Source organism: Colwellia sp. D2M02, assembly GCF_018860755.1.
GTDB classification, from domain to species: Bacteria; Pseudomonadota; Gammaproteobacteria; order Enterobacterales; family Alteromonadaceae; genus Colwellia; species Colwellia asteriadis.
In genome coordinates, this window is sequence record NZ_JAHKPW010000085.1 from 56,935 (window position 1) to 76,962 (window position 20,028).

Here is a 20,028-nt window from a genome sequence, read left to right on the forward strand (position 1 = left end):
TCTTGTTTATCTAGGTAGTGACATTTATTATGCTGACGTCTTAATAATTTTAAATAGAGTCTGATATGCAAAATACAAAAAATAAACTTATGATGAAAAGCTTGTTAGTTAGCACATTATTATCATTTAGCGCATTAAGCAGTGCAACCATTGTTGAAGTAACAACATCACAAGGCCCTATTACCGTAAACTTGTTCGATAAAACCACACCAAAAACTGTTGAAAATTTTTTAAATTATGTTGATGAAAATCATTACACCGACTCAGTTATTCATCGCGTTGTCACCGACTTTATTGTACAAGGCGGTGGGTTTGAGTTTACGGGTGCTTGGCCATTAGCACCATTAGCGGCAAATGCCAGTATTACTAATGAACCTGTTTACTCAAATGTTAAAGGCACTATAGCCATGGCAAAGCGTGGCGGTAATGTTAACAGCGCGACTAACCAATGGTTTTTCAATTTAGAAGATAATAGCGCTAACTTAGATGTGCAAAATGGTGGCTTTACCGCTTTTGGGCAAGTTATAGGTGATGCAAGTTGGGAAACATTAGAAAAAATAGCGCAACTGAGTCGTTGTAATCAAGGAGGCCTAACCGATATTCCCGTTGTTAAAGAAGAAAGCCAAACTTGCGCCGATCTATCAGCCCCTGGCATTGAAAACTTTGTACAAGTACAACAAGTCACCATTATTGATAGCTCAGAGGTAACTGATGCTAACCTTACGCCTAAGAAAAACACCTTAATTATAAATCAGCCAACGACACCTGACTCATCAAAAAGCAGTGGTGGCTCATTCGGTTGGTTAGCCTTAAGCGCTTTAGCATTTATTGGTGTAAGACGCCGCTTGTCATCAAAGTAGCGTTATCCATATAGCGTTAACTCTCAACAAGTAAACAAACTCCCAATAAAAAGCAGCTATCACGCTGCTTTTTGTTTATTCTAGCGCCCCTATATAAATACAGAGTAGCGCTAGTAATTAACTCTACTGTCCGCGAGTAAACTCAGGATATGCCTCCATACCACAGTCTGCTTTATCAGCACCTTCGTACTCTTCTTCTTCACCGACACGGATACCCATCACTTTTTTCAGGATAAACCACACAACAAAGCTAGTACTAAATACCCAAACAAAAATAGTCGCTGCGCCTAGTAATTGACCGGTAAATGTTGAGCCAGCATTCGTTAATGGTACAATAAGTAGACCAAAGAAGCCTACAACACCATGTACAGAAATAGCACCAACAGGGTCATCTATTTTAGCTTTATCTAACGCTAGCACTGACATAACAACAATAACACCGGCAATAGCACCAAAAATAGTAGCTTGTAAAGGAGATGGCGTTGACGGCTCAGCAGTAATAGCAACTAAGCCCGCTAATGCGCCGTTTAACGTCATTGTTAAATCTGCTTTCTTGAATAAAAGTTTAGCGACTACGAGTGCTGAAATAGCACCTGCTGCGGCGGCGGCATTAGTATTTAAGAAAACCATAGCAACAGAGTTAGCACTGTTAATATCAGCCAGTTTTAATACTGAGCCGCCATTAAAACCAAACCAACCCATCCATAAAATAAAGGTACCTAAAGTAGCCATAGGCAAGTTAGCACCAGGAATTGCATTTACTTTGCCATCTTTACCATACTTGCCTTTACGAGCACCCAGTAATAAAACACCAGCTAATGCAGCTGAAGCCCCAGCCATATGAACAATACCTGATCCGGCAAAGTCAGAAAAACCAAGGTCAGATAAAGTATATAAACCGAAAACAGCTTCACCATTCCAAGTCCAGCTTCCTTCCATTGGGTAAATGAAACCTGTTAATATTACTGTAAAAGCAAGAAATGCCCACAACTTCATACGCTCTGCAACAGCACCTGAAACAATAGACATAGCCGTTGCCACAAATACTACCTGAAAGAAAAAGTCTGATGCATTTGAGTACACCGCACCGCCATCAAAACCCTCTTTGGCTGACTCAGCAAGTACAGAGCTAACTAAAGCGTCACTACTAGCAGCTCCATCAAGTGCAATACTATTAAGGAAAACACCGCCACTATACATAATGTCGTAACCAACAACCAAATACATAACACAAGCAATCGCGTATAAGGCAACATTTTTGGTTAAAATTTCAGTGGTATTTTTAGCTCTAACAAGACCAGCCTCAAGCATAGAGAAGCCTGCAGCCATCCACATTACTAACGCACCACAAATCAAAAAGTAAAAAGTATCAAGTGCATATTGAAGTTGAAAAATATTTTGTTCCATTGGTACTCTCCTTAAATTGCTTCAGCGTCTTGCTCACCAGTACGAATACGGATGGCTTGCTCTAGGTTATAAACGAATATTTTACCATCACCAATTTTTCCGGTGTGGGCAGCTTTAGTGATCGCTTCAATTAAGCGCTCTACTAAGTCATCGTTTACCGCAATCTCAAGTTTAACTTTTGGTAAAAAGTCCACTTGATATTCTGCACCGCGATATAGCTCAGTATGGCCTTTTTGACGACCAAAACCTTTCACTTCGCTTACCGTGATACCTTCAACACCTATTTCAGAAATAGCGTCCCGAACCTCGTCTAACTTAAAGGGTTTTATAATTGCACTGATCAATTTCATTAGTATTCTCTTTGTAATGCAGGAATGATGTAAACAGTAATACAATTCACGTACCAAAAAAAATAAACATTTATTTTCAATCACATAAGGAAATAAATCATTATATCAACAAAAGGTTCGCACCATAAAAGTGCGTGAAATCACTAAAAATGTTGAGTGCTGGTGCAGGTAATAGAAAACAGATTAAGTGTGAAAAAATGCCTAAATTTATGAAAGATCAACATCAAGAAAAATAGCAAGAATCATAAGAATAACGTTATTTACAACTAAAAATCAGTACGGCTAAGTTTCATTGGTATTCATTGAAACTTATTAGCGAACAAATACATTAAAGTTGATTAGTATCAACTTAGCTAACGCAACGAAATGTAAGAATTCATGAATACAAAATGACAATAACTTCACACCTGTATAGTTGGAATATCATAATGAACTCTATTAAGTATGTTGCACAAAAAAAACTCGCACTATCTATTATGGCTACCGCCATATTAGCGACGCCAATAGCCTTTGCCACCGAAACAAAACACGGCAATGGTATTACTCATGCTTTAAATGACAGTAAGATCGATGTAAATTTACGCGCACGCTATGAAGGGGTAGACCAAGATGGCTTTGATAAAAGTGCTGAAGCCCTTACGTTAAAAAGCCGTATAACCATTAGCACAGGGAGTTATCATAACTTCTCTTTAGGTTTAGAAGTTGATGATGTTCATGCTTTTATAGATGACTATAACAGCCAAAAAAATGGTAATACTCAATATCCGGTGGTTCTTGATCCTCAAGGCACTGATATTAACCAAGCCTATTTAAAGTATCTCAACCAAGGGGTTAGCGTTACTGTAGGAAGACAACGTATTCTTCATAATAACCAACGATTTGTAGGTGGTGTTAGTTGGAGGCAAAACGAACAGACCTATGACGGAGTACGCGCTCAATATCAAACTGATAAGTTAGTTATTGATTATAGTTATATTCATAACATTAATGATATAGCAGCCAACGATGTGCAAGGTGACTTTCACTTAGCTAATGCTAAATATGAATTCAATAAAAATCAGGTTATCTCCGCTTTTGGCTACCTTTTAGATTACGATATTGCCTTAACAAACTCGAGCAATACCATTGGTGCCCTATACCAGGGAAATTTTAATGACTTATTTGTTAATGCAAGCCTTGCCAGCCAAAGTGAACATGGTAATAACCCTAATAATTATAACGCGCTCTATGTTAACGCAGAGGTTGGCTACAAACTCAATGCCATAGTATTACTCGCAGGTTATGAATTACTAGGCAGTGACAGTGGCGTTGCATTTAATACACCACTTGCCACAAAGCACAAATTTAATGGTTGGGCTGATAAGTTTCTAGGCACTCCTAATGAAGGCTTGCAAGATGTTTACCTGACCGTGAAAGGAAAGCTTTCAGAGATAAACTGGTCAGCTACTTATCATAAGTTTTCATCTGACCAAGATAATATAGATTTTGGTAATGAACTTGATTTGATAGCCAACTATAAGATAAACAACAATTATAGTATGTTAGCAAAAATAGCCCATTACAATGATGGTGGTAGTAGTAAAATCACTGATACTAATAAGTTATGGTTACAGTTAACCGCCCAGTTTTAAGACCAAACCTAAACTCTAAATGCAAAAGAAGTAGCTTTACCAAAATACTAAGTTAATTATACTAAGTTGATTACACTCAGCTTAGTATTTTGCAGCGCTAACGATTGCCCCATTAAAGTAAAACCATTAGAATGGCCCCGAATTTTACTGGCCTTACTATGGTGACCTTTTGTTGTTAATGATCGACAACTACGACTCATTTACCTTTAATTTAGTGCATTACTTTCAAGCATTAGGGCAAGAGGTTGTCGTTTATCGTAATGATGAAATTTCATTACAAGAAATCGAAAAAATGGCTCCTCACTTTATAGTGATTTCCCCTGGTCCTTGCGATCCCGATAGCGCAGGAATTTCACTAGCTGTTGTGAAACACTTTTCAGGTAAAATTCCATTATTAGGGGTTTGTTTAGGCCATCAATGTATTGCTCAATATTTTGGCGCGATTGTCGAAAAAGCGCGTAAAGTAATGCATGGGAAAACTTCCTTAATTACCCACAATAATCAAGGACTATTCTCAGGCTTGCCACAACCTTTAGAAGTCACTCGTTATCACTCACTCATTGTTAATAAAGCTTCCCTCCCCGAATGCCTTGAAATTTCGGCTTGGACTGTTAAAGATGAAAAGTTAGTCGTAACTGATACTCTCAATCAAGTAGAGGAAATTATGGCGCTACAGCACAAAAGCTTACCTATATGCAGCGTACAATTTCATCCTGAATCAGTATTAACAGAGCAAGGACAGAACTTACTCGCAAACTTTATTAAGAAATACCAAGATTATCCGATAGCTTAACTATCATTAAATTGGAGTTCATCGACAAACTCCAATACACTTACACAAAGCAATACTTAACAAAGCCTTTTGAACATTATGCAAATTTTTGATAATCATCCCACTATTAGCACTATTTATCAACGTGCAGTAGCCTTGTCTATTAGTAAAGAATTTGCAGAGCAATTGAGCGGAAAAATAGTCGTAGTAGACCACCAAGGCAGCGAGCAAGAGAACCGTCGCCGAGAACTCTTATCGGTTGAGGTAGCCACTCAGCAAGAGAAAATTATTGCTGCTCATGGCGAAGAGCACTTTAAAAAACAAGTAATGAACACCTTTGCAGCGCAAGTAAAAAGTAAGCTTAATAATGACTTTAATAGTAAAGAGTATTTGTACCAAGAAGTACTCGGTATTGAAGATACCGCACCGCGGATACTTGACACCCTATCAACCCGTGCGGCTTCGGTTAACCAAATTAAGCCACTAGCAACACTTCTGCCTTGGCTTTGTACTGATTTAATTAACTTGGTTAACAAACCACAGTACCGTAAAAGAGCTGACGTACAAGTAAATGACGCTAAACTCGCCTTAAGTTACATTGGCTTGGATAACTTAAAACAAGTAATGCCAACCTTTATTTTAAAGCATTGGCTACCCGCAAGTACTGCACCTTTTTCATTAATGAAACGAAAGTTATGGAACGATAGCTTATCTATCGCCTTGGCTGCGGGTGTTTTAGCAAAAGAGCAAGAGCTTGATTGGTTCACCGCTTTTACAACGGGCATGTTATCTAACATTGGACAGCTTGCTGTTACACAGTGCTTTTTCACTACCGTTAATACTAAACACAAAAAAGAAGTGCGTGAGGCTTTTCAAGCAAAAGACAAGCGTTTACACAATATATTGCTCAATCTAGATATTTCAGAACCACTATTACTTGAACAGCTTTTATTACGCAGTAGTAAGCTATCTGCCGACTTAGTCGAGCAAATGAACTTTGAACGCTTGGCTATAACTGAGCCAATGTTTGATTTAGCTTATGCTGATCACATCACTAAAATGTGCCCTATAGCGCAGGTTGTCGCAAAAGCGAAAGCCTATGTTGCCTTTCGGGCACTCGCTAAAGATAACTTGATTAATAGTGATGAAAGCAAAGCACTACTGAGTAATACTAAATTAACGTCAGCAGAAATCTCATTATTGAAAAAAAGTGACATTGATCATATTAAGTTAATTTTTAGCTAAGTTAGCAGCAATTTATCGCCTTTTAGACCCAAAAAAGGCCATAAAGAATAATTTTTTTCTGCGTAATTATGATATTTGCTCATTTGTGCATTTTTTATTAACAAGTAGCGAGCGCTATACCAGCCATTGCTAATTTGCTCAAAAAACCTCCTCAATAAATATTCATCTTTGTTGAATAAAATCAACCGAAGCTTTATTTTACCTAGCCTGCAGCCACGCAGAGCAAGACAAATAGCAGCTAACCTGTCATACTATCACTCTATTTTTTGGATAACAGCCGACGTATTTTTCAGCAAAAAAGTCCTGCTAACATTATTTAATTGGACAATATCTCTACTTAAAAAAGTAAGCTACTATGGCTATAGTTATTTAAAACATTACCACTTATATAAATGAGGATTTGAAATGTCAGAACATTTTTCTGTTGATCGCGAACTTTTTAATGAAGTTATGGTTCCTAACTATGCCCCTTCAGCGGTTATTCCAGTACGTGGTAAAGGTTCACGCGTGTGGGATCAACAAGATAATGAATACATTGATTTTGCTGGCGGTATTGCCGTAAGTGCATTAGGTCACTGTCATCCTGCATTAGTCGGCGCATTAAAAGAGCAAGGCGAAAAGATTTGGCACTTGTCTAACGTACTAACCAATGAGCCTGCATTACGCTTAGCCAAAAAATTAGTTGATAACACTTTTGCTGAAAAAGTATATTTTTGTAATTCAGGCGCAGAAGCGAATGAAGCAGCGTTAAAGTTAGCACGTCGTTGGGCATTAGAAGTTCACGGTGAAGAAAAATCACAAATCATTGCCTTTAAACAAGGTTTTCACGGCCGTACTTTCTTTACTGTAACAGTAGGCGGTCAGGCAGCATACTCTGACGGCTTTGGCCCGAAACCTGGCAATATAGATCACGCTGAATACAATAACCTTGATAGCTTAAAAGCACTTATTTCAGATAAAACTTGTGCGGTTATGATTGAACCATTACAAGGTGAAGGTGGTATTGTTGCACCAACAGATGAGTTTATTAAGGGTGTACGCGAGCTTTGTAATCAACACAATGCTTTATTAATTTTTGATGAAGTACAAACAGGTCTTGGTCGTTTAGGTAGCTTATATGCTTATATGGACCTTGGTGTAACACCTGACATTTTAAGTTCAGCCAAAGGTTTAGGTGGTGGCTTCCCAATTGGCGCAATGTTAACAACAACTGATATTGCTCAACATTTAAAAATAGGTACGCACGGCAGTACTTATGGTGGTAACCCATTAGCTTGTGCTGTAGGCGAAGCGGTACTTGATACCGTAAACACACCTGAAGTATTGGCCGGCGTTAAAGCTAAATCAACATTATACGTTGACGGCTTAAATGCAATTAATGCCAAATATAACGTTTTCTCAGAAATACGCGGTAAAGGTCTATTAATTGGTGCGGTTTTAAATGAAAACTATCAAGGTAAAGCTAAAGATTTTTTAAATGCCGCCATGGCTGAAGGTGTAATGACCTTAGTTGCTGGTGCAAGCATTGTTCGTTTTGCTCCTTCATTAGTGATTTCTGATGATGATATCACTGAAGGCTTAGTACGTTTTGAGCGTGCTGTAGCTAAAATGGTTAAGTAGAGCCTACTAAACAATCATACGCCGCAAGTTATCTGTCGATACTACTTCCTGTAATTATCGACAGATATAATATCAATTCATCGAGAGCATTTATGATCATTGTACGTCCTATTACACAAAGCGATCTGAGCGATTTACATCGTATAGCCGTAGAATCTGGCCATGGATTTACTTCACTTCCTGTGAATGAGCAGTTGTTAAACCAGCGTATTACCCATGCCGAAAAATCATTTAATAAAGCCGTTACCCAGCCTGGTGATGAAGGTTATTTATTTGTGATGGAAGATACCGAAACCGGTAAAGTCGTAGGTACCAGTGGCATTGAAGCCGCGGTAGGTTTAGATGATGCCTTTTATCATTATCATTTAGGCAAAGTAGTTCATAGCTCACGCGAGTTAAATATTTACAACACTGTTGAAACATTATCATTATGTAATGATTACACTGGCGCGAGTGAAATTTGTACTTTATTTTTAAGTGATACACACCGTAAAAATAATAATGGTCGCTTTTTATCTCGCTTCCGCTTTTTATTTATTGCTGAGCATGCCGAAAGGTTTTCTGAAACAATTATCGCCGAAATGCGTGGCATTTCAGACGAACATGGTCGCTCTCCTTTTTGGGACTGGTTAGAGAAGTACTTCTTTTCTATGGACTTTCCGACGGCTGACTACTTAACAGGTATTGGTAAAAAAGTATTTATTGCGGAGTTAATGCCTAAATACCCTATTTATGTCAATTTATTGAGTAAAGAAGCGCAAGCGGTTATTAACCAAGTACACCCTAAAACATTACCTGCGATTCGCTTATTAGAAGCCGAAGGTTTCTCACGCCGAGGTTATGTCGATATTTTTGATGGCGGACCAACAGTTGAGGCAAATGTAAATAGCATACGTGCCATTAACCAAAGCCAACGCTGTCAGGTAATTATTGGCGATGTACAATCTACTGATAATTATATTATTTGTAATACGCAAGTTGCTAATTTTAGAGCAACACAAGCGCCACTTTCTTATAGAGAAACTGCGCAACAAGTCGTAATCAGCCAAGCAGTGGCTGATGCATTATTAGTAAAAGAAGGCGATTGGGTTCGCTTACTCGCTAATTAAGTACACCAAAATAACTAACACACAACAGTAGTTTTCATCTTAGTAAATAAAAACTACTGCCATTACATTGTATTTGGTATTCACCTAATGTAATGCACTTAATATCAATGAGAAGGAATAATTATGTCTCAGCACAACGTTCAATTTATTAACGGCCAATGGCAAGCGGGCTTAGGCCATGAAGTAAGTTCATTAAACCCAGCACGTAATGAAGTTATTTGGCAAGGTAAAACAGCCTCTGTCGAGCAAGTCAATGAAGCGGTATTAAGTGCCCGTAATGCGTTTGAAACTTGGTCAAATATCAAGCTTGATGAACGTATTGCTATTGTTGAAAAATTTGCAGTATTACTAGGCGAAAACAAAGACGTCTTAGCAACCACCATAGCCCTTGAAACAGGAAAGCCTAAATGGGAAACCTTAGGCGAAGTTGGCGCTATGGTAGGAAAAATTGCAATTTCATTAAAAGCTTACAATGAACGTACCGGGACTGTTGAAAACCCAATGCCTGGCGCTAAAGCATTTATTCGTCATAAACCTCATGGTGTTGTTGCTATTTTTGGTCCTTATAACTTCCCAGGTCACTTACCTAATGGTCATATAGTGCCAGCACTTATTGCTGGTAATACCATCGTATTTAAACCAAGCGAATTAACGCCACGTGTTGCTGAAGAAGTACTAAAAATATGGGAGCAAGCAGGCTTACCTGCAGGCGTTATCAATTTAGTACAAGGTGAAGTCGAAACAGGTAAAGCCTTAGCAAGTAATAAATTTATCGATGGTTTATTCTTTACCGGTAGCTCTACTACGGGTCATTTATTACATGAACAGTTTGGTGGTCAACCGGGTAAAATTTTAGCCTTAGAAATGGGCGGCAATAACCCATTAGTTGTTAAAGACGTTGCTGATATTAACGCTGTGGTTCATGATATTGTACAGTCAGCTTTTGTAACAACAGGCCAACGTTGTACTTGTGCTCGCCGTTTGTTTATTGAAAACAATGAACAAGGTGACGCAATTCTTGCTAAATTAATATCAGTCACTAAAGACCTAACAATTGGTCACTATAATGATGAAAATCAGCCATTTATGGGTTCAATGATTTCAGAAAAAGCGGCTTTAGGTTTAGTTGATGCTCAACAAAAACTAATTGAGCTAGGCGCTACATCATTAGTTGAATTAAAGCACTTAGAAGCCGGTACTGGTTTTATCTCAGCAGGTATTATTGATGTTACCGCAATTGCCGCAGATGTTCCTGATGAAGAATACTTTGGCCCTTTACTAAAAGTTTATCGTTATAGTGACTTTGATAAAGCCATTGATGAAGCTAACAATACTGGCTTTGGCTTATCTGCGGGTTTACTCAGTGATAGTGAAGCAGACTACCAGCACTTCTTCCGCCGAATTCGTGCGGGTATTGTGAACTGGAACAAACCTATTACTGGCGCAAGCAGTGCCGCACCTTTTGGTGGTATTGGCGCGAGTGGTAACCACCGAGCAAGTGCATTTTATGCAGCTGACTATTGTGCATATCCAATTGCCTCAGTAGAAGCAGATAAAGTCTCTTTACCTGAAAGCTTAACACCTGGTTTACATATTTAATGGTTGCGCACACTATCAGCCAACAATTCACTGCTAACAGCAGTGAATTGTTCAAAAATGCCTTTCGCTTATTTATAAAAAATGGTGATTTTCTTGGCTTAACGCGTCAATTCGAGCATAGCTTTGATCACAAGTTCAGTGATGATCTTTCATCATTAACATTTAGAGTAACGGCGGCAACAGCGACCTTAATCGATACTGGTGTATTGCTTATTGAGCCTGATAGTTTATTGACTGCTGGTCATGATAAAGCCACATTCAATAAAAACATTATTATTTCATCAGGTATTCATGGTAATGAAACCGCGCCAATTGAAATAGTACAACAAATAGTTAATGATATTATTCAAGGTAAAACACAGGTTAAGCACCGTACCTTATTTATCATCGGTAATCCGGTATCGATGAATATCGCTAAACGCTTCCAAGGTGAAAACCTCAACCGACTATTTTGTGGCAAACACCAAAGCATTACCCCTTGCTATGAAAAATATAGAGCCGAAAAGCTAGAGCAATACGTTACTGACTTCTTTACCGCTAAAAGCAGCATTACTGACGTAGAAGACAGTAGCACAGACAAGCAAGCAAAAAATTATCATTATGATTTGCACACTGCCATTCGTAGCTCTAAATACGAAAAGTTTGCAATTTACCCGTACCAAGATGATAAACCTTGGGATAAAGAGCAGCTAACATTTATGGCCGCTTGTGGTGTTAACACCATCTTATTTGGTCACGCACCTAGTGGTACCTTCTCATATTTTAGTAGTGCCAATTTTTCAGCGCATGCCTTTACTGTTGAGTTAGGTAAAGTAAAAGCATTTGGTGAGAATGATATGCAAAATTTTACTGCTATGTACAGTAACCTAACACGCCTTGTTAGCGCACAGTCTATTTCATTAGACTTATTTGATAATAGTAATTTTACTTTATTTAATGTCCTTAACGACATCACCAAACACAGCGACGACTTTAAGTTATTGATCGATAATGATGTGAAAAACTTTACCTCTTACCCTATAGGAACACAGCTTTCTTCAGATAACGGTAACGACTATATCACCCGTGTTGACGGTGAAAGTATTGTATTTCCGAACGCTAATGTGGGGATTGGTCAGCGAGCTGCACTAATGGTTGCCCCTTGCAAGCTTTAAGTGACTGTTGTTAAATATGTTAAGCTATACTCAAAAAAAGTGAAAATATGAACTGAACTTACATTGAAGTAGCTTGAGTATAACTAGCTGCTATACTGAAATGAGTCACCACTTACTCTTGTGAAAGATGGCTCACTTCAAAGCTTATTCATTCGAGTAACTTTCATGTAAATTGATATAGCCACTGTTTTTAATGAGATAAATAAACGATAGGATAGAGATTGTATTATGGTTACAGATACCGACGGTTATGTGCAAATTATTAGCTACCTCACTGAGCATCTAAATTTATTTGAAAACTCGACTAGCTCAGCATTAAGCACTGATACTGTAATGGCAGCCATTGAGGTTGAATTGGGCGAGCAAATTATTGCGGTATGTAGTCAAAACGATAGCTTAACTTACAACCAACGTAATGCAATAATTCGTGAAGTAGACGCAATTCTTTACGACTTAGAAGAAATTTTATCAGGCGTAGTCAACAACAAAGTAAACAGCGCTCAAAAAGAGTTTATTGCAGAGTTTGCTGGTTTAATAAAAAACTTATTTGATGGCGTTATTCACAGTCAAAAACTAGCGCAATAGTCGCCCTACTCCCCAAAAATTACAACCTAGCCAAACAGCCTAGCCCTTCTAAAAATTTTTGCGCAGATAACTATTACACCATTAAACTGGTGTAATAAGCGCATCTTAGTTAAAATCCTTGCTTCTATATATTTCTGTTGAGAGCATTATGAAAGCACAAGTAAAATGGTTAGGCGAAGAACTTTTTTTAGGTACCTCTGAAAGTGGTCACACACTTGTCCTTGATGCCAATGGTGGCACATTAGCTCCAAGCCCTATGGAAAGTGTATTAATTTCTTTAGGTGGCTGTTCATCGGTAGATGTGGTCAGCATTTTACATAAAGCCAAACAAAATATTCAAGGCTGCACAGTTGAATTAAATGGTAATCGCGTTGATAGCACACCTAAATTATTCGATACAATTCATTTGCACTTTGTTATTCGTGGCACCGATGTTAACCCTAAACATGTAGAGCGCGCGGTTAACTTATCAGCTGATAAGTATTGCTCTGTAGCTTTAATGCTAAATGCAAAAGTAAGCATCACTCATGATTTTGAAATTATTGCGTGTTAAATGTCGACCACGAATAAAATATCACTTTATGGCTTTAATAACTTAACAAAAAGTTTAAGTTTTTCTTTCTATAAAGTGCATTACCTAGATAACGATAAAGTCAGTAAGCAATATGACCAGTTTATTAATGAGAATTACAACGCGCATAAGCTAAGCGAATTATTAACTCATATTTGTCATGCTATTGGCGGTAATGTTTTAAACATTGCCTCGCAAGACTATCAACCTCATGGTGCCAGTGTTACGTTGATGATGTCGGAAGAAGCGCAACCAGAATCTTTGGTTGCTCATTTAGATAAAAGCCACTTGTGCATCCATACCTACCCAGACGATAACCCCCAAAATAAACTCGCTATATTTAGAGCTGACATTGAACTTTCAACCTGCGGTGTTATTTCGCCGTTAAAAGTTATTAACACTCTAATAAACCATTTCAACGCTGACGTTATAGACATTGATTACCGGATTCGAGGCATGACTCGTGATAGTCATGGCAACAAATTATTTATTGATGACAGCGTAGTAACAATTAGTGATAGCTTTAACGCTATGGTTAAAAGCAATTACCAGTTTCAAGATAATAACTTAAGTCAATACAACTTGTTTCATACTAAACTAGCCCGTCAGCAAAGTTCGTTAGTTGATATTATTTTTGCGGCTGAGGACATTAATTTGTCACCGACACAGCTGAGCTTATTACAACAACAAGTAAACCATGAAATAAACTCACTTTTCATCCAAAAAGCTAATGAGGCGACAGATAAATAGTAGATTCATTCATAAGCTCTATAAGAACACTGTAAGCGCTTTGTGGCTCTGCTTGCGTTACTAACACCTATTGCCATGATAGCTTCTAACTGCTTAGCCACACTACATAAGCTCCTAGCTTTCCATCAATCGATAATCCCCCGCACTAACGGGTGAAGTAAATCAACTAAACCAATTTCAACATCAGGAAGTTAATGGGGGCTGCTTTAGTTAGTGTTAACGCAACCTGAGCAGGTTCCCAAATGGCATTTGTCATTATTTTATAGTTGATGAATATTTATTGCGACTTATCACAATAGCAATTGCTGTAATATACAAAGAACATGAAGCCTTTCAGATAGTAACCTAGGTCTAAGAGTTGTTCAACTTGAGTGCTTCCAGACTAGACGTTTCTTACAATATAAAACGATCCTAAGCGCCTACTATCCACCCTATACTCAATATATAGCGATTTCCTTGTATGACTTTTGAGACTTGATGCTCGCTAACGTCGGGACGAAATAACTTAATTCTATTATTTGTAAATATTGGCGGTGAACATTGAAAGTCACCACCTAGCTTTGCACTCTTAAGTACTATATTTAACCGGTAATGTTTACCTGACTCAACTTTATCTGTATGTGGTGCAATTTCACTTCCCTCTGGAAATTTAAGCAAATAAGTATCAAACTTGATTGGCCACATTGCCCCACAGATCAGCATTTTATCGTAGCCTGACTGTTGTCGGCCTCGCTCCCAGCGAAATAGTTTACGTAATATAGACATGAAACTTCTCAAACGGTTTACTTAACATTATTATCGCGATGCTCTATAAAATGTTAGCTCAAATAAGAAACAGTAACAGAAGGTTATTTTCTCTGTTAAATAATTAATTACATCGCCACATGATTAGGGTTAATTTTTGATGTTAAAACATGATCTTGCCACGAACCAGCTATTTTTAAGTATGACTTAGCTACCCCTTCTTTTTCAAAGCCAAGCCTTGCTAACAATCTATCACTGCGAATGTTTGACGTAATATAGTTTGCCATAACGCGGTGCAATTCTCGTTGAGAAAATACATATTCTAGAGATGCTTGCAGCATCTCAAACATTAAGCCTTTTCCTTGGTCTGCCATATTAACGGAGTAACCTAAGTGGCAGGCTTGAAAGACACCTTGAACAATATTTGAGTAATTACAACAACAAATAATTTTAGTGCGTTTTTTGTCAAGAGCAACAAAAGCGATTGAGGAGCCTGATTTGAAATTATCAAAATTCTGTGCCACGCGCTTTCTCACGGCTTCATCGGTAAAATACTCGTCTGATCTTAATGGTTCCCACTTAGCTAAATGAGCTCGGTTAGCTCTCTCATATGTTGCTAAGAGTTGATAATCTTTCGGCTCTAAAATAGTAATAATTAAATTTTTTGTTATTAATTCTGGAGTAAACTCTGTCACTAAAACCTCTCGACACATAACACCCACGACACTGTCTATTATATTACCACTCTATCACCATGGCTTGGCGGGGTTGAAGTAACCGTAAAGAGCAAATCACTTTCATGTTGGTTACTTAATTTGTGTATTGCCTTTGCAGGAATATATATACCCTCATTAGGGTTTAACTCAAATATTTCCCCGTCAAGCTCCATGCTTGCTACCCCCGATAAAATGAAAAAGAACTGCTCTGCTGTACTATGAAAATGACGTTGCTCAGAGCAACCCGAAGGAACACGTTCTTGGATCACACTTAAATTTTTAGATTGAACTAAATGCCAACCTTCACATTGATCTCCCCAAAAATAATGCTCAGCCGACTTTTTGCTTATAACAGTCAAAATTCCTCCTTAAAATACAAGCACTCATTAGAAGTAATATCACTACACTTCCCACGGAAAGGTACATCGAAATACTTATTAATAATCAATAAATGAGAGAAAAATAAAGAGGAACTTTAACATAACAAACAGCTATTGGTTATGTTAAAGCCAACATAGCCCTTACAGCGTTAACCACAGCAAGACTAACTTAGTTTATATGACAGTAACTTATAGGTTTTTTCATTAGCCAATGAGCAATGAGTTACGCTTGAGTGTGCTTGATCAAGTAGCGAAACATTTCTATCTTTTACTTCGGTGATACTCTCTGCAATTTCATGAATAGCTAAAGTTTGCTCTTCTGTTGCAGCAGAAATACTTTCTGTCATTTGATTAATAATATCAACATATCGCATCACTTCTGATAAGGTCGCTGATGACGTTTCTATGTGTACTAAATCTTCCAAACTACGCTCTTTACATTGATCAACTTGCGCGACAGCATGAGAAGTTAACTGTTGTAACTCATTGATTATTTCAGTAATTTGATTGGTCGATAATTGTGTTCGATCTGCTAAAGATCTAACCTCATCAGCAACCACTGAAAAACCTCGACCTTGCTCTCCGGCTCTTGCCGCTTCAATGGCAGCATTTAGCGCTAATAAATTAGTTTGTTCGGCGATACTACGTATTTCAGTAATAAAACCACTAATTGAATGGCACTTTTCTTCTAAAACATTGATGTCTTGTGAAGACGTAACGAGTTCATTCGCATTACCACTTAAGGAGTCATTAAGTTTTTCTAACTGACTCTTATTTAAGGCAACTTCTTTCGCAATGCACCGAGCAGTGTCTGTTGTTTGCTGAACATTTTGAGCCACCTCTTTAGCACTTGCTTCAAGTTGAATAGTGGCAGCAGAAACTTGTTCGCACTGCATATTCTGGTTGGTTAAGCTCTCCTCAGTACTATGAGCATTATCTTCAACTTTTTTACTGACATCTTGTAAGTCTTCAATGGCGCTATTCATTTTATGAGTAAACTGAATAAAACGATTAACTGCATCAACCACTTCACCAAACTCATCATCAGTTTCTTTAGTAATTTGCATTGAGAAGTCTCTTTTTTTAACCACTTCTTCAATACTTTTTACCGCATTTTTTATTGGTAAAATAATAATATTAATCAACTTAGCGATAAAAACTGCTAGCGCTACTGAAATAATAATAAATAACGCAAGCGAAATAATAACAACCCAAGTTGACTTACTGTCAATGTGCTCTGTCGCGTTAACCACCGACTCTGCCAACAACTCTTCAGCATTGTGGGTTGCTGAACGCATTTCACCCATAACACCTTCATTCGGTGTTAAACCTATTATGGTGTTTAACTTCGCAAAACTACTCATTGCATTTTGATAACTATTTATAAATGCAACTGCATCTTTATTTCGCGACTCTCTGACACTAAGTTCACCAAGAGTGCTTATTATAGATTCTATATACTTGCTTTCATTTCTCAGCATATAATCTTTTTCGTGGCGACGTATTGTCAGTAATAAAACTTGGCTAGTTAAGTCGTTTTCTAAGGTGAGAAATTCTTCTAGTTGATGGGTTGCATCGCGTAATAGCGCATACTGGCCGGAGTTTTTATCTAACCCTTGCTCTATCATCAGTTGCGTTAACATTAAAAATTTTTCGTTATAGCTTGCGAACACTTCTCTGAGTTTATGAACTTCAATATTGACACTAACGCTTCGGTTTAGCTCATCTATATTATCAAGTGTAAGAGTAAGTGATTGATAGTTTTTATTAAACTTTTCTATGTACTTTTCATTTTTTCGTAAAATAAAGTCTTTCTCGCTGCGACGTAACTGTAATGAAAAAATACTGAGCTGTTGTATATGACTTTTAAGCTGTTCCATTTGCTTTAGCTGATGGTTAAAAAAGCTTGTTGTCGCCAATAAAAGTAACAAAGCCAAAATAACAGCAGCGAGTAAAATGAGTAACTTACGTTGAATAGATAGAGTGTGTGAAGGCAATTGATATCCCCTTATCGCCAGTATTAATCCTTAATATATAAAAGGTAGCACAAAATAACTCGACTACAATAAAGTGGCAGATAATTTATCAATAAGTGGTTTTATAAACGCCAGCAACCATAAATTCTAGGTATTAAAATAATGCTCAGTGGCAGTTTTTTTTTACAGGTCGCTCATCCAGTCAAGCTGTTTATTAGCCTGACTTTTTCGCTCCATTAAATCACGAATAAACGGGGTTAAAATAAGCTCCATTGCTAAGCCCATTTTACCGCCAGGCACAACCAATGTACTCACTCGTGACATAAAAGAGCCATCGATCATGCGTAAGTAATATTGAAAATCGACGTTTTTCATTTCTCTAAAGCGAATCACTACAAAGCTTTCGTCTAATGTTGGAATGGCTTTAGCGCTAAATGGGTTTGAAGTATCAACCGTTGGGACACGCTGAAAATTAATATGAGTACGAGAAAATTGTGGCGTTATAAACGAAATATAATCTTCCATACTACGCACAATACTTGCGGTTACCGCTTCTCGACTATGGCCACGCTTATTAGTATCTCGAATAATTTTTTGAATCCACTCTAAATTAACGATAGGCACCATGCCGATAAGTAAATCAACATGTTGAGCAACATTGTTTTCTTCTGTCACTACACCGCCATGTAGCCCCTCATAAAAGAGTAAATCAGTGCCCTCACCTAACTCCTCCCATGGGGTAAAAGTCCCCGGCATTTGGTTATATGGCACCGCATCATCAAATGTATGTAAATAGCGTCGAGTTCGCCCTTTTCCTGTTTCGCCATAATCACGAAATAGACGCTCTAATGCATCAAAATCATTGGCTAAATTGCCAAAGTAGCTAATGTTGCGTTGTTTCTCTTTCGCTTTACGTTTTTCAAAATTCATTTCTTGGCGCGAAAAGCGGTGAAAGCTATCACCCTCAACATTCACAGGGCGGACGCCTAAGGTTCGAAATATATGTTCAAATGATGCAGTTGTTGTTGAGGTACCAGCGCCAGAGGAGCCAGTAACTGCAATAATAGGATTTCGAGAAGACATAGCAATAGCCAGAGTTAGAGAAAATATCTGGCTATTTTATACGGTGAATTGTTACTAAGGTCAAGCGATTGCCATTTACCCGCAGCAACTCAAGCACTTGAGCTAATAATAAACCTTAGTTGAGATTAAATAACTTGCTCGCCATTTTTCATTAAGGAAACCAGAGGATTAACGCCAAATTGATAGCACAGTTCAGCTGGCTGGCTAATATTCCATAGGGCAATATCAGCATCAAACCCAACCGCAAGCTGCCCTTTATTTACCGATAGCCCTAATGCTTTAGCGCCATGACAAGTAACCCCTGCTAACGCTTCACTTGGCGTTAATCTAAATAAGGTGCAGCCCATATTTAACATTAATTGAATATTATGTAGCGGTGAAGTGCCCGGATTGGCATCGGTAGCCAATGCCATTGGCACATCATATTTACGTAATAAGTCCATCGGCGGTAACTGAGTTTCTCGAAGAAAATAAAACGCCCCTGGTAACAGTACGGCGGTCATGCCTGATTTTTTCATCGCTTTAACGCCAGCTTCATCTAAAAATTCAATGTGATCTGAAGACAGCGCGTTATAAGTGGCAGCAAGCTCGGTTGCCCCTAAATTAGATAATTGCTCGGCATGTACTTTAACGGATAAACCATGCTTTTTAGCTGCTGAAAATACTTGCTCGGTTTGTGCTAGATTAAAACCTACCCCTTCACAAAAAACATCGACACTGTCAGCCAATTTTTGTTCAACAACTACAGGCATCATATCATTACATACTAAGTCAATATAATCTTGCGGCTTATCTTTGTATTCAGTTGGCAGCGCATGTGCCCCTAAAAAGGTTTTTTTAACAGTTACTGGTAAAGCTTGTGCTAATTGCTCGGCAACCTTAAGCATTTTCACTTCATTTTCGGTATCTAAACCGTAACCTGATTTTATTTCTACTGTTGTTACCCCTTGCTCATGCAACGCTTGTAAACGTGGGAGTGCTGCATTAAATAATGTTTCCTCACTCGCAGCGCGGGTTGCTGTTACGGTAGAAACAATACCGCCACCAGCAGCGGCTATTTCTTGATAACTTTTTCCTTGCAGGCGCATTTCAAACTCATTAGCTCGACTACCGCCATAAACAAGGTGTGTATGACAATCAATTAACCCTGGAGTCAACCACTTTCCTTCTCCGTCAACCACTTTAATCGTACTATGATCATAATCAGGCAATTCAGACATTAAGCCAAGCCAAGCAATTTTACCTTGCGAAACAGCCAAGGCTGCTTGGTTCATTTCACCGTAACTATTGCCACCATCAGACATGGTTGCTAAATTAACGTTAATGTAAAGTGTTTGCCAAGAGTGTGAATTAATCATAGAAAGTGCCTATTTGTTGCGCTGATAAAGTTTATAGTTGTTGTGTTTAACTAGGGGCGGTTGATCTTTCGTGGTTAAATTTTGTTCGATATAAAAGCGTTTTAATCGCGGCGGACAG

At 38.1% G+C, this 20,028-nt stretch carries 19 protein-coding genes; 11 read left to right on the forward strand and 8 right to left on the reverse strand.

Translation table 11 applies throughout. From position 1 onward, the window contains the following. Nucleotides 1–65: 65 nt before the first annotated feature. On the forward strand, nt 66–860 hold the full coding sequence (locus KO495_RS16230) for a peptidylprolyl isomerase (RefSeq protein ID WP_252739024.1): 795 nt from the start codon (nt 66–68) through the stop codon (nt 858–860). A gap of 123 nt (nt 861–983) precedes the next feature. Here the strand turns inward: KO495_RS16230 and KO495_RS16235 are convergent, their stop codons facing one another. Both KO495_RS16235 and KO495_RS16240 read right to left on the reverse strand, forming a co-directional pair. Further along, nucleotides 984–2,267 carry an ammonium transporter gene (locus KO495_RS16235; protein WP_215981450.1) on the reverse strand — a complete coding sequence of 428 codons (1,284 nt, stop codon included), beginning with the start codon at nt 2,265–2,267 and terminating at the stop codon, nt 984–986. Between the two features lie 11 nt (nt 2,268–2,278). Further along, complete coding sequence (locus KO495_RS16240) at nt 2,279–2,617, reverse strand: P-II family nitrogen regulator (protein ID WP_215981451.1); 339 nt, start codon at nt 2,615–2,617, stop codon at nt 2,279–2,281. 428 nt (nt 2,618–3,045) lie between these two features. On the opposite strand from KO495_RS16240, the gene KO495_RS16245 reads away from it, so the two are divergent. The 10 genes from KO495_RS16245 (at nt 3,046) to speD (ending at nt 13,653) form a co-directional block, all read left to right on the forward strand. Further along, nucleotides 3,046–4,248, forward strand: coding sequence for an alginate export family protein (locus KO495_RS16245; protein ID WP_215981452.1), 1,203 nt, complete (start codon nt 3,046–3,048; stop codon nt 4,246–4,248). A gap of 169 nt (nt 4,249–4,417) precedes the next feature. Beyond that, nucleotides 4,418–5,041: an aminodeoxychorismate/anthranilate synthase component II gene (locus KO495_RS16250; RefSeq protein WP_215981453.1), complete on the forward strand. Its 624-nt coding sequence runs from the start codon at nt 4,418–4,420 to the stop codon at nt 5,039–5,041. A gap of 78 nt (nt 5,042–5,119) precedes the next feature. Beyond that, a complete protein-coding gene (locus KO495_RS16255) occupies nt 5,120–6,265 on the forward strand; it encodes an HDOD domain-containing protein (protein ID WP_215981454.1) in 1,146 nt (381 codons plus the stop codon). Nucleotides 6,266–6,670: 405 nt separating this feature from the next. Continuing rightward, the gene (locus KO495_RS16260) at nt 6,671–7,885 is read left to right on the forward strand and encodes an aspartate aminotransferase family protein (protein ID WP_215981455.1); all 1,215 of its coding nucleotides are present in this window, start codon (nt 6,671–6,673) and stop codon (nt 7,883–7,885) included. Between the two features lie 92 nt (nt 7,886–7,977). Then, nucleotides 7,978–8,994 (forward strand): arginine N-succinyltransferase, encoded by a 1,017-nt coding sequence (astA, locus tag KO495_RS16265; protein WP_215981456.1) that lies wholly within the window; start codon nt 7,978–7,980, stop codon nt 8,992–8,994. A gap of 123 nt (nt 8,995–9,117) precedes the next feature. Then, entirely contained in the window at nt 9,118–10,593 is a 1,476-nt protein-coding gene (gene astD, locus KO495_RS16270; protein WP_215981457.1) for a succinylglutamate-semialdehyde dehydrogenase, read from the forward strand. Continuing rightward, nucleotides 10,593–11,747 (forward strand): succinylglutamate desuccinylase, encoded by a 1,155-nt coding sequence (gene astE, locus KO495_RS16275; protein ID WP_215981458.1) that lies wholly within the window; start codon nt 10,593–10,595, stop codon nt 11,745–11,747. Before astD ends, astE begins: the two co-directional genes overlap by 1 nt. Nucleotides 11,748–11,975: 228 nt before the next feature. Next, on the forward strand, nt 11,976–12,332 hold the full coding sequence (locus KO495_RS16280) for a DUF3802 family protein (protein WP_215981459.1): 357 nt from the start codon (nt 11,976–11,978) through the stop codon (nt 12,330–12,332). Between the two features lie 148 nt (nt 12,333–12,480). Beyond that, nucleotides 12,481–12,885 carry an OsmC family protein gene (locus tag KO495_RS16285; protein ID WP_215981460.1) on the forward strand — a complete coding sequence of 135 codons (405 nt, stop codon included), beginning with the start codon at nt 12,481–12,483 and terminating at the stop codon, nt 12,883–12,885. Further along, entirely contained in the window at nt 12,886–13,653 is a 768-nt protein-coding gene (gene speD / locus KO495_RS16290; protein WP_215981461.1) for an adenosylmethionine decarboxylase, read from the forward strand. 411 nt (nt 13,654–14,064) lie between these two features. Here the strand turns inward: speD and KO495_RS16295 are convergent, their stop codons facing one another. The 6 genes from KO495_RS16295 to hutI form a co-directional block, all read right to left on the reverse strand. Further along, entirely contained in the window at nt 14,065–14,418 is a 354-nt protein-coding gene (locus tag KO495_RS16295) for a 2OG-Fe(II) oxygenase (RefSeq protein ID WP_215981462.1), read from the reverse strand. A 107-nt stretch (nt 14,419–14,525) separates the two neighbouring features. Continuing rightward, entirely contained in the window at nt 14,526–15,092 is a 567-nt protein-coding gene (locus KO495_RS16300; protein ID WP_354668392.1) for a GNAT family N-acetyltransferase, read from the reverse strand. Between the two features lie 38 nt (nt 15,093–15,130). Then, nucleotides 15,131–15,472, reverse strand: a complete 342-nt coding sequence (locus KO495_RS16305; RefSeq protein ID WP_215981464.1) for a cupin domain-containing protein — start codon at nt 15,470–15,472, stop codon at nt 15,131–15,133. Nucleotides 15,473–15,657: 185 nt separating this feature from the next. Next, on the reverse strand, nt 15,658–17,490 hold the full coding sequence (locus KO495_RS16310; protein ID WP_215981465.1) for a methyl-accepting chemotaxis protein: 1,833 nt from the start codon (nt 17,488–17,490) through the stop codon (nt 15,658–15,660). Nucleotides 17,491–17,652: 162 nt separating this feature from the next. Further along, a complete protein-coding gene (locus KO495_RS16315; RefSeq protein WP_215981466.1) occupies nt 17,653–18,552 on the reverse strand; it encodes a phosphoribulokinase in 900 nt (299 codons plus the stop codon). A 125-nt stretch (nt 18,553–18,677) separates the two neighbouring features. Beyond that, nucleotides 18,678–19,910, reverse strand: coding sequence for an imidazolonepropionase (hutI, locus tag KO495_RS16320; protein ID WP_215981467.1), 1,233 nt, complete (start codon nt 19,908–19,910; stop codon nt 18,678–18,680). Nucleotides 19,911–20,028 lie beyond the last annotated feature (118 nt).

Coding starts and splice junctions, on each gene's coding strand:
- KO495_RS16285 (WP_215981460.1), top strand. CDS start 12,481: ATGAAAGCACAAGTAAAATGGTTAGGCGAAGAACTTTTTTTAGGTACC.
- speD (WP_215981461.1), top strand. CDS start 12,886: ATGTCGACCACGAATAAAATATCACTTTATGGCTTTAATAACTTAACA.
- astE (WP_215981458.1), top strand. CDS start 10,593: ATGGTTGCGCACACTATCAGCCAACAATTCACTGCTAACAGCAGTGAA.
- KO495_RS16245 (WP_215981452.1), top strand. CDS start 3,046: ATGAACTCTATTAAGTATGTTGCACAAAAAAAACTCGCACTATCTATT.
- KO495_RS16240 (WP_215981451.1), bottom strand. CDS start 2,617: ATGAAATTGATCAGTGCAATTATAAAACCCTTTAAGTTAGACGAGGTT.
- KO495_RS16280 (WP_215981459.1), top strand. CDS start 11,976: ATGGTTACAGATACCGACGGTTATGTGCAAATTATTAGCTACCTCACT.
- KO495_RS16315 (WP_215981466.1), bottom strand. CDS start 18,552: ATGTCTTCTCGAAATCCTATTATTGCAGTTACTGGCTCCTCTGGCGCT.
- astA (WP_215981456.1), top strand. CDS start 7,978: ATGATCATTGTACGTCCTATTACACAAAGCGATCTGAGCGATTTACAT.
- KO495_RS16295 (WP_215981462.1), bottom strand. CDS start 14,418: ATGTCTATATTACGTAAACTATTTCGCTGGGAGCGAGGCCGACAACAG.
- KO495_RS16230 (WP_252739024.1), top strand. CDS start 66: ATGCAAAATACAAAAAATAAACTTATGATGAAAAGCTTGTTAGTTAGC.
- KO495_RS16255 (WP_215981454.1), top strand. CDS start 5,120: ATGCAAATTTTTGATAATCATCCCACTATTAGCACTATTTATCAACGT.
- KO495_RS16260 (WP_215981455.1), top strand. CDS start 6,671: ATGTCAGAACATTTTTCTGTTGATCGCGAACTTTTTAATGAAGTTATG.
- hutI (WP_215981467.1), bottom strand. CDS start 19,910: ATGATTAATTCACACTCTTGGCAAACACTTTACATTAACGTTAATTTA.
- KO495_RS16235 (WP_215981450.1), bottom strand. CDS start 2,267: ATGGAACAAAATATTTTTCAACTTCAATATGCACTTGATACTTTTTAC.
- astD (WP_215981457.1), top strand. CDS start 9,118: ATGTCTCAGCACAACGTTCAATTTATTAACGGCCAATGGCAAGCGGGC.